Here is an 11665-nt window from a genome sequence, read left to right on the forward strand (position 1 = left end):
ATGACCAAGAACTCGCTGCCCACCGCCCGCGACCGCGCGATCGAGGGCACCCTCACCCGCACCGACAAGGCGATCTCCTACCTCGGCTGGCACGCCCCCGAGCTGATCGCCATCGCCCTGATCGCCCTCACCGCCGGGATCTTCGCCGGATGGCTGCTGGTGGCGGCGCTGCTGCCGCTCGGCTACGCCGCCTACGACGACATCGAGCGCTTCCGCGCCAACCGGAAGGAACAGCGACGCCGCGAGCTGCGCGCCGCGACCCGCAAGGCCGCCGAGGACGAGGTCGCGATCGACCTGGACGCGCTGCAGGACGACCTCGCCGCCCCGGCCGCCGTCGAGGACCAGGACGACGACGTGACGACCGAGGGGACGCGGTCGGCGTGAACAAGACAGTTCCCTTCGGGCCTTTCGGCCAGATCGCGTCGTCCTGGACCGCGGTGTTCGTCATCGACGACACCTCGGAGGCGGTCGCTGTCGGCAGCTGGCCCGACCGGGCCGAGGCCATCAAATGGGGCCGTGACCCCTGGTTCCGGGGGCGCGCGAAGTTCCAGGGCCTCGCCCCGCTGATCAACCCCAAGGACTTCACCGCCGAGCTGGACGGAGGCAACCACCGATGAGCACCTACCGCGAGCAGGACCGCGAGGACCGGAAGCTGGCCGCGCAGCTGAAGACCGACGCCAAGATCGCCGATTCCCAGGCCCGGATCGCCGAGCGGCGCGCGATCGGCGAGCAGCGCCGCCTGGACCAGGCCGCGGCCGCCGAGCAGGCCCGCCGCGACCGGCAGATCAAGCGGGACAACCGCGCCGACCGCTGGGCGGCGCTGCGGTCGTGGGCGGCCGCGCACTACCTGGACCTGATGTTCGTACCGATCATCGTCGTCCCCGGGATCTTGTCCTGGGTCGCGATGGCCGTCTACGGGTCCGAGGTGTTCGGTCCGACCGGCTGGCTGCTGCCGATGTTCTCCGAGGCCGCGGCCTGGGCCTTCGCCGCCGCGAACACCCTCACCCGCCGCCGGCGCCCCGGCGCCCCGACCTGGCACCTGGTCACCGGAGTCTGGGTGTTCTCGGCGGTCCAGGCGCTGTTGAACTTCATCCACGGCTTCGCGGGCGACAAGGGCCGCCTCGACTACGGCGCGGTCATGGCGGCGGTGGCGATCTCCGGTGTGCTCGCGCACCAGCTGATCACCGCCGGGCCGCGCATGACCAAGGCCGAGCGCGCCGACGCCCAGATCCGCCAGGCCGCAGCCAAGCGCGAGCTCGCGGTCCGCAAGGCCGCGACCCGCACCGCGGTGGCCGAACTCGACGAGACCGGCCAGGCCCGCCTGGTCTACCGGCCGGGCACGGTGACCCTGCGCCGCCGGATCGCCCGCCGGTCGGTGCTTGTCGAAGCCGTGGTTCCCGCCCGGCCGATCCCGGTTCCCGACCTCGGCGAAACGCTCGCCGACGCGGCCGCTCGCTACCTCGACAGCGACGAGGCCACCGGCATCCGGAACACCCTGGGAACAGCGCAAACCCCTGCTCTGGAGGACGTCGACGGCGCCGGGGACGACGAGCGGGGAACCAGGTTCCGCGACCTGCTCAAACGCATCGGCCCCGGTGCCCGCGACGAGCGCTTCGAGCAGTTCCTCGACCAGGTTCGCCGCGCGGTCGACGCCGGGGATCTGCCCGCCCAGCCCAGCCGCAAGCAGGTCCGGGACCTGCTCGGCTGCCGCACCCAGGTCGCCGGGGCGGTCCGGCGAGCCTTCCTCGACGACGACGGCGACGACGTCCCGGTCGCCGCGTGATCTGCCGGGTGGTGGCCGCGCCTCCGACCCACGGTCACCACCCGGCGCCCAACCCCTCACCAATCCCTCTTCAGCACGGAGACCCGCACAGCATGAGCACCCCTCAGGAGCATTCGATGGACGAGCAGAACGTCGTCTACCTGCCTTCGGCGGGCCGCACTGTGCCCGTCTCCAACCCCACCGGTTCCCGACCCGCGCACCCCGTGGGAACAGCGCAAACCTCCCTGGACGTCGTCGACGAGCCGATGGAGGCGGAACTGGTTCCCATGGAAGACAACGCCGAGATCGACGCGCGGCTGCGCGGGCAGCGGCTGCTGCAGTTCCGGCAGTCCTCCGCCCAGCAGGCGATCGCACTGTCACACCGAGCCGCCGACCGCCTGCCCAACCGCCAGGTTCGCCGCGTGGTGGCCAAACGAGCCGCGCGCGCGGTGGGAATGTCGGTCCGCAACGCCGCCACCGATCCGTTCCTCGGGGTGAAGATCCTGGTGAACCGCTACCTGGACTGGCTGATGGTCGCGCACCTGCGTGAGGACGGCCGGCGGGACAAGGGACCACAGGCCCATCACCACGAGACCATTCAGCAGGCCACGAAGCGGACTGCGCTGATCAGCCTCGCCGGAGCGACCGTCGCTGGCGGAACCGTCGCCGGTGACCTGCTGATCTACCCCGATGCAAACCCGGTGATCTGGAGCGGCGCGGCCGCGATCGGCTTCGGGTGCTGGCTGCGTGGACACGTCACCCGGCGCCGGGAGGCGCGGATCGCCGCGGCGAAGCGGGGCGAGTTCCGCACGCCGTCGACCTCGGGCGTTCCGGACGAGATCACCTTGACCGGGGCCTACCAGGCGGCCGGGATCCTGCGGTCGCCGACGACGAACAACGCCGGCGAGGTGACGAAGCCGGGGCAGGCGCTGCGCCTGGTGGAGAAGACCTTCTCGGGCGACCGGTGGAAGGCGGTCGTCGAGTTCCCGGCAGGCATTTCCGCAGCTCAGGTACGGAAAAAGCACGCCGAGATCGCGTCGGCGCTGGGCGCGTCGGTGGACACGGTCTTCCTGTCGCTGGTGCGCGGGCACGCCGGTCGTCTCGCGATGACAGTGTTCGCCGAGGACCCGTTCGACGGGCACCCGGTGGCGTCGCCGCTGGTCCACAAGGCGGCCGGGACGCTGAGCCCGTATGAGCACAACCGCCTCGGTGCGACCCCCACCGGCGAGGACGTCACGCTGAGCCTGTTCCAGGGAAACCTGCTGGTCGCGAGCATGCCCGGCTACGGGAAGACCTCGGTCATCCGGGTCGCGCTCACCCCTGCCGTGCTCGACCCGTACACGCGGCTGGTGGTGTTCGACGGCAAGCCCGACAACGCCGACAACACCCCGTACGCGCAGATCGCGGAGACGTTCCGGCAGGGCGACGACGACGAGATCGCGCTGGAGCTGCTGCACCTGCTGCGGAAGCTGTTCCTCGAGGGCCAGCGCCGGTTCGGCAAGATCCGTCGCCTCGGCGAGGACAAGCTCAACCGCCGGATCCACGAGAACACCGCCGACCCGGATCTGGCTCTGACCTGCGTGTTCATCGACGAGGTGCACCTGTTCACCGCCAACCGGCAACCGGGGCCGTGGTCGGGCGCGGACGGCAGGGACGCCACCGTCGGCCAGCTGATCACCGAGGAGATCGTGCGGATCATCAAAACCCCTGGTCGCGCTGGGGGGATCCCGATGATCCTGGCCACTCAGGACGTGAACGAGTCCACCGGTGGCCTGCCGCGCGCGATCACGAAGGTCATGAACTCCCGGATCGGGCTCTATCTGGACGGACCGCAGGAATCGAACTCGATCCTCGGGCAGGGCAAGGCCTCGCAGGGCTGGGACTGCTCGGCGGACTCGATGATGCGTCAGGGGATCGGCATCCTGCGCCGCGGCATGCCCCAGCCCGGTGAGGCCCCGCTGCTCAAGGCCAAGTGGGACTACATTTCCGCAGCTCAGGCGGCTGATATCGCCGAGCGGGGTCGTGCGGAGCGGCAGCGTCTCGGGCTGCTGCGCGGTGAGGCCCTGGCCTGGGTACCGGAGAACGAGCTGGTCGTGCCCGACGTCGACGAGGACGACGTCCAGGCGCAGCAGGCCGAGGTCGAGGCGGCGCTGCCGGAGCTGGGCGAGAACGCGACCGCGGTCGCAGCTCAGGCCGTTGAGCTGATCGTGACCAGCCAGTACGGGTCACCGGCGATGCTGCAGCGCAAGCTCCGAATCGGCTGGCACGACGCCCAGCAGCTGATGGACCACCTGGCCCAGCACGACATCGTCGGACCGGTCACCAACGCCGACGGGCAGCGGGACGTGCTAGTAGCGGCGGACCGGCTGGACGAGGCGCTGCTGCGGCTGGCTTCTGTCCCCGCGCATGCCCCGGCGGCGCCGGCCGCGCTGCCTCCGGTGCTGGCCGAGGTCCATCAATACGTCACCGGCGACGATCGTGACCTCGTGCCCTCGCAGGAGCTGTACGACCAGGCGCTCAGCGAGCAGACGCGCGCCAACGTCACCATGACCGCGTTCGGCCGGGAGATGACCAAGCTCGGCATTGCGAAGGACACCGGCCCTGGCCGTGGCAGCCCTGTCGGCAGGCGGGTCGCCGACATTCACGCGGCCGCCGAACGCATCACGAATGGTGGGTCTGTCTACCCGGAAACCGTAGAAAAGTAGTACGGAGAGTAACGGATTCCGTCACTCGTTCGCACGGTTCGAGGGAGGTCGAAACCGTCTGCCGAACCGTCCCCCTCGCGCAGACGGTTTGAGGGGCTCAGACGGTTCGCGCAGACGGTTGGCCAAAGCATCTGATCTGCGCCGATCGAACTGTCCGACGGTTTCGAAGCGGAGCTCACAACTCGGCGGAGAAGCCGGTGAAACCGCAGGTCGTCCCCTTTTCCGGGGCACCTTTTCCCATGACGACCAACTGTCCGACCAAACGCGCAAGATGAACACCTATCCCGAAGGGGCTTTCGCCATCGCGTCACGACCCAACCTCAGCCAGATTCCCGACCTTCAGAAGGGCTCCCGCATGGACCAGCAGACACCGTCATTCCGGACGCGAGTGAACGCTCTCAACGGCAAGCTCGCCATCCGACTCGACGATCTCCGCTACGCGATCGCCGGACACGCCCAGCGATCCGATCTGCCGCCATGGCGGCGCATCGTCGGCATCGGCTTCGGCGTAGTCGCTGGCGCCGGACTCGTCGCCCTGGCCGTGGCCGCGATCGTCGCGATCGTGGACCTCGTCGGCCTGGGATTGAAGAAGGCCGGTGAGTTCGCCTCAACGGTGGCGACCTCACCGATCGTCGACATCGCGGTCGATCCGGTCCGCAACTGGATCACCTCGCACGGCGAAGGACTCGCCGTTGGCACTACCGGTCTTGCGTGGATGTGGGCAACCTCAGGCGGCGTGCTGTTCCTGATGTCGACGTTGCGCGTCCGGGCGGCACGTTTCATCGGCTGGCCTGGTTTCGGTCTCGCGACCGTCGCAATGGCCTGGGACGGCTCGATGGACGTTCACCGGCCCGTGGCGTCCGGAATGGCCGCGCTGATCTGGTGTCTGCTGTCCCTGGTCGCTTTCCGACGGCGTTACTTCACCTGATCCGTAGAACCCCCATCGCACGAACGGCCCGCCGGTACCTCACTGGCGGGCCGTCTTCATGTTCGCGACAGGCCGATGTCACGTGCGGGAGTTAAGGAGTTAAGTCCTTAAGGACTATCGTTACGGACTTAAGAACTTAAGGATGCTGGGATCAAGCGAGCCGGAGGAGAAGTCGTGTGAGTTACAAGCTGGCTGTGTGCAACAACAAGGGCGGTGTGGGCAAGACGAACGAGGTCATCAACGTCGCCGTCTTCCTCGTCGTCATGTACGGGCTACGTGTCCGTGTGATCGATCTGGATCCTCAGGCTGACTCGTCCGCCGCTTTGGGCTTTGAGGTCGACACGGAAGAAGATGCGCCTTCGGTCTACGACGCGATCACTGACGCGTACGCACGTCAGCGCCTGGTGACAGGGACGGCTGCTCGTGCCATCCAAGAGTGCCGTTGGGATGTTCCGTGGAAGGACAAGCTGACGTTCATCCCGTCGCGCTTCGATCTCGAAGAGGCGAACCAGGTCGCGCCGAATCTCGACTACTACCTGCGTCTGCGCGCGGCGCTCGAAGGCACCGACGATGACGTCGACGTGACGTTGTACGACTGCCCGCCGTCTCTGGGCGTGCTTCCGCAGATGGCGTGGGCGGATTCCGATGACGTCATGCTCGTGACTCAGCCGTCGTTCCGCTCGTACCGCGGCCTCCGGCGTACCCAGGCGCAGCTGTACTACGTGAAGGACAAGCTGCTGGTGCCGGACCTCGACGTCGTCGGGTACGTCATCAACGGCGCTCGCGATCAGACGAAGAACCACCAGCACTGGACGAAGCGGATCATCAGCGAGCTTGGTGAGGACCGGCACTGGGGCACTGTGCCGCTGCGCGCCACACTCTCCCGGCTCGACGACCAGCTCAAGGCGGTCGAGTTCATGGACGACTCCGCCGAGAAGGAAGCGCTCAAGGCGCACTACAAGCCGATCGTGCACCGCATCCACACGCTGGCCACCACCACTATCAACGAGGAGATCTAAGTGGCAGACGAATACCCACCCGGCAACGGCCCGCTTCCGGGCAGCGGTGAGGACAAGGAGCAGCGCCGTCGGCGACGCGGTGCGCTGCCAGGCGGGGAGGGCAGGACCGAGCCACCTCCGTTGTCCACCGGTCCGGCGCCGGCCGCCGAGGGCGATCTGGCGATGACGGCGAAGCAGAAGCTGCCCGAGCCGAAGGTGTGGGGACTTCGAGTATCGGAGAGCCACTACGACACCGCGCGCACGATGACCAACGTGCTCGCGACCCGCTATCGGCTCGACCAGCGGCAGGTCGGTGAACTGATCATCCAGTTCCTCGTGCAGAACCGGTTCGCTCTCGACGAGTACGTCGCGAACCAGGTCGGCCCGGCGATCGACTTGGACTTCTTCACCAAGACCCAGAGCTGAGCCTTCCCACCAAGGCCGGGGTCGGCGCTCGTCACTCGAGCATCGGCCCCGGCTTCGTACTGTCCGGGGGCCTACTCGTCGGGGTCTTTGCCGGGTGGCGGCGCGGGCAGGCCTGCCATCAGTTCGCCGAGGTCGATCTGCAGGGCGTCGGCGAGGCGGGCGACGACGAGGACGCTCGGATGCACTTCGCCGCGTTCGATCTGGCCGATGTAGGTCCAGTGGACGCGCGCGCGGCGGCCGAGGCGCTCCAGGCTCCACTTCGGTGTCCGGGCTTGCCGGGCGGCGCGCAGGCGCTCGCCGAGTGCTACGGCGAAGTCGGAGGCGGGCGGGCTGGGCACGCGCCAATGACTATCGACCTAAGGGAGATCGAGCCAGAGACGATCACCACAAGGTGATTAGCCTTATGTCTATAGTCATAAAATGCGCGAGTCGTCCCCGGAACCAGCAGGTCAGCAGCCCGTGTCCGGCGCGCCGATCGTTCGCGTCCGGCTCCGTCGTGGCGCGGTCATGCCGACCGGCAGGGTGGCGGGGGAGAGCGATCGCCAGGTGCATCTCGCGCCTCTGCCCGCCGGCGTCGACGGGCCGGTCCGGCTGGTTGCGTTCTGTGGGTTGGTGATCCAGCCGGGAACGGTCGACGTCGTCGAGGGGATGTCGGGCATGCCGTGCACGGTGTGCCTGCTGCGCTCTCCTGGCCCTGCGAACACGGCGGCCCCCGCGCCTTGAGCGCGGGGGCCGTTTGTGAGTCCCGTGTCTGGTCAGGCATCCGAGTCCGGGGTGACCGAGACGACCGCGATGTTGCTGGAGTCGTTGAACACGGCATCTTCGCGCTGGCGGGCTTCGTCGTCGGTGAGGTTGTGTTCGGTGAGCTTGTCGCCGTTGCGGGTCCAGCTCTCGACCTTGGCCACAGGGTTGCCCTTTCAGGGTTGGGGTTTCGGACGCGGTGGGCTGGTGGTGTTCATCGCGACTTGCGGCGCTGGGCGTAGGAGTCCTCTGCCGCGTGCAGAGGCGTGCCGTTCTTCGTGGCGGTGTAGATCTCGTGAGCCTGGTTCGGGTCGCCGTAGCCGGGGTTGCACTGCGAGCAACGGTCGACCATCCGGACGGATTCGCACTGGGGGTGCATCGGACTGTCCTTTCAGGGGTCGGATTTCGGAGGTCAGCGGGCGGCGAGGTAGTCCGCGGCCTGGGTGAGCAGGGGCAGGTGGGCTTCGTAGAGGCCGCCGTCGGCGGCGAGCTTGTCGGCGAGCTGGGCGACGTCGACGAAGCGGAACCAGCGGGCATCGGTGGCATCGTCGCCGGCGGTGGCGGGAACGACGTCGGGCAGCTGGAACAGCGCGGCCGTGCTCGCGACCCAGGCGTGGTCGGTGTTGCGCCAGTCGCTGACGACTACGCGGCTGAGGATGACCGGGGTGGTGTCGGTGAGGTCGACGCCGGTTTCCTCGCGCAGTTCGCGGACGAGGGTCTTCGGCGCGGTCTCGCCGGGGTCGACCATGCCGCCGGGGATCGCCCACGCGCCGATGTCGTCCCGGCGGATGAGCAGGATCTTCCGGTCGGCACCGTCACCGGCGACCACGATGGGGTCCGCGGCCTGGTTCTCACCCCACTTGCCGAGGTTGCGGCCGGTGCGGCCGGTGCGGCCGTTGGGGTGCAGCGGCCAGCCGCGCTCGTCGAGGTCGAACGGCACCAGCGCGGCGGCGAGACGGTCGCGCATGTCCAGAACGTCATCGGGGGTTTCGGCGGGTTCGGCCCAGCCTTCGGCGACGCTCGCGGCCAGGCCGTTGGGGCGCAGTTCGGGCGGGGTGATGTCGACTGGCAGGTAGCCGTGCCACGGCACCGACCAGGACCGCATGTTCATCGGCACCTTCGTACCGGGGTGGTCGACCGGTCCGTGGCCGCCTGTCGCCCACAGCTCGGCCGGGGTGCGCTTCTTGTCCTGCAGCTCGCCGCGGCGGGACTGCGCGGTTGCGCGCGGCACCCCGAGGTTCGCGGCGAGTTTGCCGAAGGTGCCGCCCAGCTCGGCGTGTGCCCGGATCGCGGCGGCCTGGACGCCTTCCAGCCGAGCCAGCAGCGCGGCGACGTCACTGAGCACCCAGTCCTGCCAGTCCACGCCCGCGGTGACCGGGCGATCCTTCATCGACACCCCGCCGGCCGGGACCGGGTCCTTGCCCGAGCGCCAGGCCGCGATCGCGACCAGCACTGTGTCCAGTGCCTCGGCCAGTTCGCGGGCGGACGTCCCCAGCGCGTCGACCTGATCGGCGGTGAGCGAAATGGTCAGGTCCAGCCCGCCGCGACGAGCCTGAACGCCATCCTGAGTCCTCAGCATGACAACCCCTCCGTATCGGATTTCGTACGTCCCACTGTACGAACTTCAATACACCTAGCAAGTGGGGTTGCCACCTCTCACCCGATCGGCCTTATCGGACTCCGCCGCACTGGGCAAAAAGTGGACAACTTGCGGCGGCCCCTAGACACGAGGGTGCGAGTTGTGGCCTCATAGTCCCTGTTAGAAAACAAATACGCGTTACGCGTAGATGATTCCGGGACATGGAGGAAGACCAGATGGCCAAGAACAACAAGCCGCTGAAGGGCGTCGGAAAGATCGCGGAGAAGGACGACATCGCCCCCGAAGGAGAGGTCATCACCGAGCAGCACATCCGCGACTACCGCGCCTCCGTCGAGGAGACCCATCGGAGGATGGGCCTGCCCACCGACAACCTGTGGAGCGACGACTGACAGCCCGCAAGCACCCAGCACCGCCGGACGTGGGACCAGGTCAAAGGCCTGGTCCCACGTCCTTTTCGGGACGGTAGGTTTCCGCTATGACCGAGCGCGACGTCAACGAGCCTGCCGCCGCGGAACCTGCGACTCCGGCCAACCACGGGCTGATCGGCACCGAGGAGCTCGCCGAGCACTACGGGATCTCCGAGGCCGCCGCCCGCCGGCTGATGTCGGACTTCAACATCCCCGTCGTGCGCGGTTACCCGCGCGAGGCCGCACTCGGTGTCCAGCGCCCCGGCCGCCGCGCCGGCCCCGGCCGGGGGCACAAGGGGCCGCACCCCATCACCGACGACGGGGCGGGGACCCACGTCAGCTGACTGACCCCTCGGGCTCGATCGCCGTGGCCGCGACGGTCGGCACGGGCATGCGCAGCAGCTGCAGGACCGCGTCAGTGGGCACCTCGATCACGATCCCGGCGACGGCCTGGACGTCGTGGTCGAGAGCTTCCTCCGCCACCACGCGCCGCCAACCCGACGGATTCTCCGCGACCATCGCGGCATCCCACGCGTCGACCAGCATCGGCCGATCCGGCGCGTCCGAACTCGTCACCACCACGGCATAGATCTTCATCGCGACCCTTTCCTCCCGGCACGAACGACCGTCGCGAGAACCATGCGGCGACGATGTGGATCGGATGTGGGCCGAACGTGGATTGCCGTGGCCGTAGTGCGCCTCCAACACCGAACGCGACCATGCGGAGACACTGAGTCGGTGACTGAAGAACAGGACAGGCAATCTGGAATCTACTGGCGGACGACCTCGTTTCAAGCGGCTCCGCCGGGGTGGCGCTTGCTGTGCATTTTCATGGGACGGCGGGATGTCACGCCGATCGCGGGATGGCTGTTCCAGGAGCGGCACGACTTCACCTACACCGACGCACCGGGCAGCGAGAGGCTGGAGCCGAAACTCGGGCTTGACGCGCAGGCAGGCCCCTCGACGCGAGTTATCCCTGGGTACCGCCCTACTCGAGGTTATGGCTGGGAGGTTCAGGCCATCGACATCGACGGCACGAAGGAGATCTGGCAAGTACTGGGACCGGGCGATGCAGATCCCACTCACGAGGAATGGGAGGCCGAGATCGCTCGCCGCGGCGCGTAGCCAGCGAGGTCGTTCCTAGCGCCTTTTGGCGAGCTTGTGGAACTGGTCGGTGAGCATCTCGACATCCTCGCCCCACACGGGTGGTCGCTTGTCCGGGCCACAGCAATCCGGCTTGCCCACCCGCTCGGTAGGCCGCGGGATGCCGAGCAGCTCGAAGAGCTGGGTGTAGACGTCGATGCCGGGATCGGCATCATCGTGCGGACCGACCAGGAGGACACGAGCGTCCTGGGGAGCGGCGAAGGCGACGATCACGCGCAGCTCGCCGTAGAAGTGGAACACGCACAACCGCTCGACGTGCTCGCCGGTCATGCGGTAGGTCAGTGCTTTGCAGCCGGACGTTTTGATCCTCTGCAGCCAGCTCTCGAACGCACGCTGCGGCCGGCCACGAAGCTGTCCGATCTGCTGTTGGGCAATAGGCGTCGCTCGCACTCTGACCTGCATCCGGCAAGCCTGCCAGGTGTCACATTCCTGGCAGGCTCGGCCTGGTTGCTACTCAGAGATCGATCAGTTCGCCGCGGCGCATCTGCGCCAGGCTTTCCTGCAGGTCGTCCCGATCAAGAACGGCCTGGTCGGACAATCGCCACCACACCTTGTCCATCAGGTCGTTGGTCTTGGTGCCTCGCTCTCGAAGCGTGTTCACCAGATGCAGGACGAGGTGAAGACGGTGCGGGTCCAGCTGTCGGACGGAACTGGTCCTGCGCTCCGCCTCGGTCAGCACGCCCTTATCCAGCCATGCTCGAACTGTCGGCTGCGACAACTCCAGCAGCTTGGCAGCGGCACTAACCGACACAGGCGACATCGCCGCGAGCGCGCTGTCGATCGTCGCGTTCAGCCGCCTGACTCCCTCACACGGATCTTGCTGTACCGCGTCACGGGCGTCTTCGAGCTGCTCTACCAGGGCCCAAGCATCCTGGATGCAACCGTCCTCGATGAGCGTCTTCGTCATAGTCAATGCACCTCCTTGCCCTCCAGT

The 11665-nt window shown here is 67.9% G+C and carries 18 protein-coding genes; 11 read left to right on the forward strand and 7 right to left on the reverse strand.

Going from position 1 to position 11665, the window contains the following annotated elements; translation table 11 throughout:
- The 7 genes from AORI_RS81800 (at position 1) to AORI_RS81830 (ending at position 6819) form a co-directional block, all read left to right on the forward strand.
- Positions 1 to 384, forward strand: a complete 384-nt coding sequence (locus tag AORI_RS81800) for a hypothetical protein (protein ID WP_024264325.1) — start codon at positions 1 to 3, stop codon at positions 382 to 384.
- Positions 381 to 617, forward strand: a complete 237-nt coding sequence (locus AORI_RS81805) for a hypothetical protein (protein ID WP_024264326.1) — start codon at positions 381 to 383, stop codon at positions 615 to 617. The genes AORI_RS81800 and AORI_RS81805 overlap by 4 nt, the downstream gene beginning before the upstream one ends.
- Positions 614 to 1783, forward strand: a complete 1170-nt coding sequence (locus tag AORI_RS82605) for a hypothetical protein (RefSeq protein WP_024264327.1) — start codon at positions 614 to 616, stop codon at positions 1781 to 1783. The genes AORI_RS81805 and AORI_RS82605 overlap by 4 nt, the downstream gene beginning before the upstream one ends.
- Positions 1784 to 1875: 92 nt before the next feature.
- Entirely contained in the window at positions 1876 to 4467 is a 2592-nt protein-coding gene (locus AORI_RS81815) for a DNA translocase FtsK (RefSeq protein WP_024264328.1), read from the forward strand.
- 271 nt (positions 4468 to 4738) lie between these two features.
- Positions 4739 to 5395 carry a hypothetical protein gene (locus AORI_RS81820; RefSeq protein WP_024264329.1) on the forward strand — a complete coding sequence of 219 codons (657 nt, stop codon included), beginning with the start codon at positions 4739 to 4741 and terminating at the stop codon, positions 5393 to 5395.
- 176 nt (positions 5396 to 5571) lie between these two features.
- A complete protein-coding gene (locus AORI_RS82610) occupies positions 5572 to 6414 on the forward strand; it encodes a ParA family protein (protein ID WP_051552954.1) in 843 nt (280 codons plus the stop codon).
- A complete protein-coding gene (locus AORI_RS81830) occupies positions 6415 to 6819 on the forward strand; it encodes a hypothetical protein (protein WP_123799287.1) in 405 nt (134 codons plus the stop codon).
- Positions 6820 to 6890: 71 nt separating this feature from the next.
- Here the strand turns inward: AORI_RS81830 and AORI_RS81835 are convergent, their stop codons facing one another.
- On the reverse strand, positions 6891 to 7157 hold the full coding sequence (locus tag AORI_RS81835; protein ID WP_024264332.1) for a helix-turn-helix domain-containing protein: 267 nt from the start codon (positions 7155 to 7157) through the stop codon (positions 6891 to 6893).
- A gap of 82 nt (positions 7158 to 7239) precedes the next feature.
- On the opposite strand from AORI_RS81835, the gene AORI_RS81840 reads away from it, so the two are divergent.
- The gene (locus AORI_RS81840; protein WP_228688442.1) at positions 7240 to 7542 is read left to right on the forward strand and encodes a hypothetical protein; all 303 of its coding nucleotides are present in this window, start codon (positions 7240 to 7242) and stop codon (positions 7540 to 7542) included.
- 32 nt (positions 7543 to 7574) lie between these two features.
- On the opposite strand, the gene AORI_RS83755 is transcribed toward AORI_RS81840, so the two are convergent.
- The 3 genes from AORI_RS83755 to AORI_RS84520 are packed head-to-tail and all read right to left on the reverse strand — an operon-like array spanning position 7575 to position 9139.
- Positions 7575 to 7724 carry a hypothetical protein gene (locus AORI_RS83755; RefSeq protein WP_024264334.1) on the reverse strand — a complete coding sequence of 50 codons (150 nt, stop codon included), beginning with the start codon at positions 7722 to 7724 and terminating at the stop codon, positions 7575 to 7577.
- A 50-nt stretch (positions 7725 to 7774) separates the two neighbouring features.
- Positions 7775 to 7939 carry a hypothetical protein gene (locus tag AORI_RS83760; protein WP_024264335.1) on the reverse strand — a complete coding sequence of 55 codons (165 nt, stop codon included), beginning with the start codon at positions 7937 to 7939 and terminating at the stop codon, positions 7775 to 7777.
- 33 nt (positions 7940 to 7972) lie between these two features.
- Positions 7973 to 9139, reverse strand: coding sequence for an NUDIX domain-containing protein (locus AORI_RS84520; protein ID WP_024264336.1), 1167 nt, complete (start codon positions 9137 to 9139; stop codon positions 7973 to 7975).
- A gap of 221 nt (positions 9140 to 9360) precedes the next feature.
- On the opposite strand from AORI_RS84520, the gene AORI_RS81850 reads away from it, so the two are divergent.
- Both AORI_RS81850 and AORI_RS81855 read left to right on the forward strand, forming a co-directional pair.
- Positions 9361 to 9549 (forward strand): hypothetical protein, encoded by a 189-nt coding sequence (locus tag AORI_RS81850; protein ID WP_024264337.1) that lies wholly within the window; start codon positions 9361 to 9363, stop codon positions 9547 to 9549.
- Between the two features lie 86 nt (positions 9550 to 9635).
- Complete coding sequence (locus AORI_RS81855) at positions 9636 to 9911, forward strand: helix-turn-helix domain-containing protein (RefSeq protein WP_024264338.1); 276 nt, start codon at positions 9636 to 9638, stop codon at positions 9909 to 9911.
- Here AORI_RS81855 and AORI_RS81860 read toward each other — a convergent pair.
- Positions 9904 to 10164 (reverse strand): hypothetical protein, encoded by a 261-nt coding sequence (locus tag AORI_RS81860; RefSeq protein WP_024264339.1) that lies wholly within the window; start codon positions 10162 to 10164, stop codon positions 9904 to 9906. The two genes, AORI_RS81855 and AORI_RS81860, sit on opposite strands and share 8 nt — an antisense overlap.
- Positions 10165 to 10305: 141 nt before the next feature.
- On the opposite strand from AORI_RS81860, the gene AORI_RS81865 reads away from it, so the two are divergent.
- Positions 10306 to 10692 (forward strand): hypothetical protein, encoded by a 387-nt coding sequence (locus AORI_RS81865; protein WP_123799290.1) that lies wholly within the window; start codon positions 10306 to 10308, stop codon positions 10690 to 10692.
- A 15-nt stretch (positions 10693 to 10707) separates the two neighbouring features.
- Here the strand turns inward: AORI_RS81865 and AORI_RS81870 are convergent, their stop codons facing one another.
- Together AORI_RS81870 and AORI_RS81875 are read right to left on the reverse strand one after the other, a co-directional pair.
- Positions 10708 to 11133: a hypothetical protein gene (locus AORI_RS81870; RefSeq protein ID WP_024264341.1), complete on the reverse strand. Its 426-nt coding sequence runs from the start codon at positions 11131 to 11133 to the stop codon at positions 10708 to 10710.
- A gap of 52 nt (positions 11134 to 11185) precedes the next feature.
- Complete coding sequence (locus AORI_RS81875) at positions 11186 to 11638, reverse strand: MerR family transcriptional regulator (RefSeq protein WP_024264342.1); 453 nt, start codon at positions 11636 to 11638, stop codon at positions 11186 to 11188.
- Positions 11639 to 11665 lie beyond the last annotated feature (27 nt).

The sequence above is a fragment of the Amycolatopsis keratiniphila genome (assembly GCF_000400635.2).
Taxonomy (GTDB): domain Bacteria; phylum Actinomycetota; class Actinomycetes; order Mycobacteriales; family Pseudonocardiaceae; genus Amycolatopsis; species Amycolatopsis keratiniphila.

Excerpts from the sequence above, each read along its gene's own strand:
- AORI_RS81860 (WP_024264339.1), bottom strand. The coding sequence starts at position 10,164 with ATGAAGATCTATGCCGTGGTGGTGACGAGTTCGGACGCGCCGGATCGG.
- AORI_RS81800 (WP_024264325.1), top strand. The coding sequence starts at position 1 with ATGACCAAGAACTCGCTGCCCACCGCCCGCGACCGCGCGATCGAGGGC.
- AORI_RS81875 (WP_024264342.1), bottom strand. The coding sequence starts at position 11,638 with ATGACGAAGACGCTCATCGAGGACGGTTGCATCCAGGATGCTTGGGCC.
- AORI_RS84520 (WP_024264336.1), bottom strand. The coding sequence starts at position 9,139 with ATGCTGAGGACTCAGGATGGCGTTCAGGCTCGTCGCGGCGGGCTGGAC.
- AORI_RS81840 (WP_228688442.1), top strand. The coding sequence starts at position 7,240 with ATGCGCGAGTCGTCCCCGGAACCAGCAGGTCAGCAGCCCGTGTCCGGC.
- AORI_RS81815 (WP_024264328.1), top strand. The coding sequence starts at position 1,876 with ATGAGCACCCCTCAGGAGCATTCGATGGACGAGCAGAACGTCGTCTAC.
- AORI_RS81820 (WP_024264329.1), top strand. The coding sequence starts at position 4,739 with ATGAACACCTATCCCGAAGGGGCTTTCGCCATCGCGTCACGACCCAAC.
- AORI_RS81850 (WP_024264337.1), top strand. The coding sequence starts at position 9,361 with ATGGAGGAAGACCAGATGGCCAAGAACAACAAGCCGCTGAAGGGCGTC.
- AORI_RS83760 (WP_024264335.1), bottom strand. The coding sequence starts at position 7,939 with ATGCACCCCCAGTGCGAATCCGTCCGGATGGTCGACCGTTGCTCGCAG.
- AORI_RS81855 (WP_024264338.1), top strand. The coding sequence starts at position 9,636 with ATGACCGAGCGCGACGTCAACGAGCCTGCCGCCGCGGAACCTGCGACT.
- AORI_RS81870 (WP_024264341.1), bottom strand. The coding sequence starts at position 11,133 with ATGCAGGTCAGAGTGCGAGCGACGCCTATTGCCCAACAGCAGATCGGA.
- AORI_RS82605 (WP_024264327.1), top strand. The coding sequence starts at position 614 with ATGAGCACCTACCGCGAGCAGGACCGCGAGGACCGGAAGCTGGCCGCG.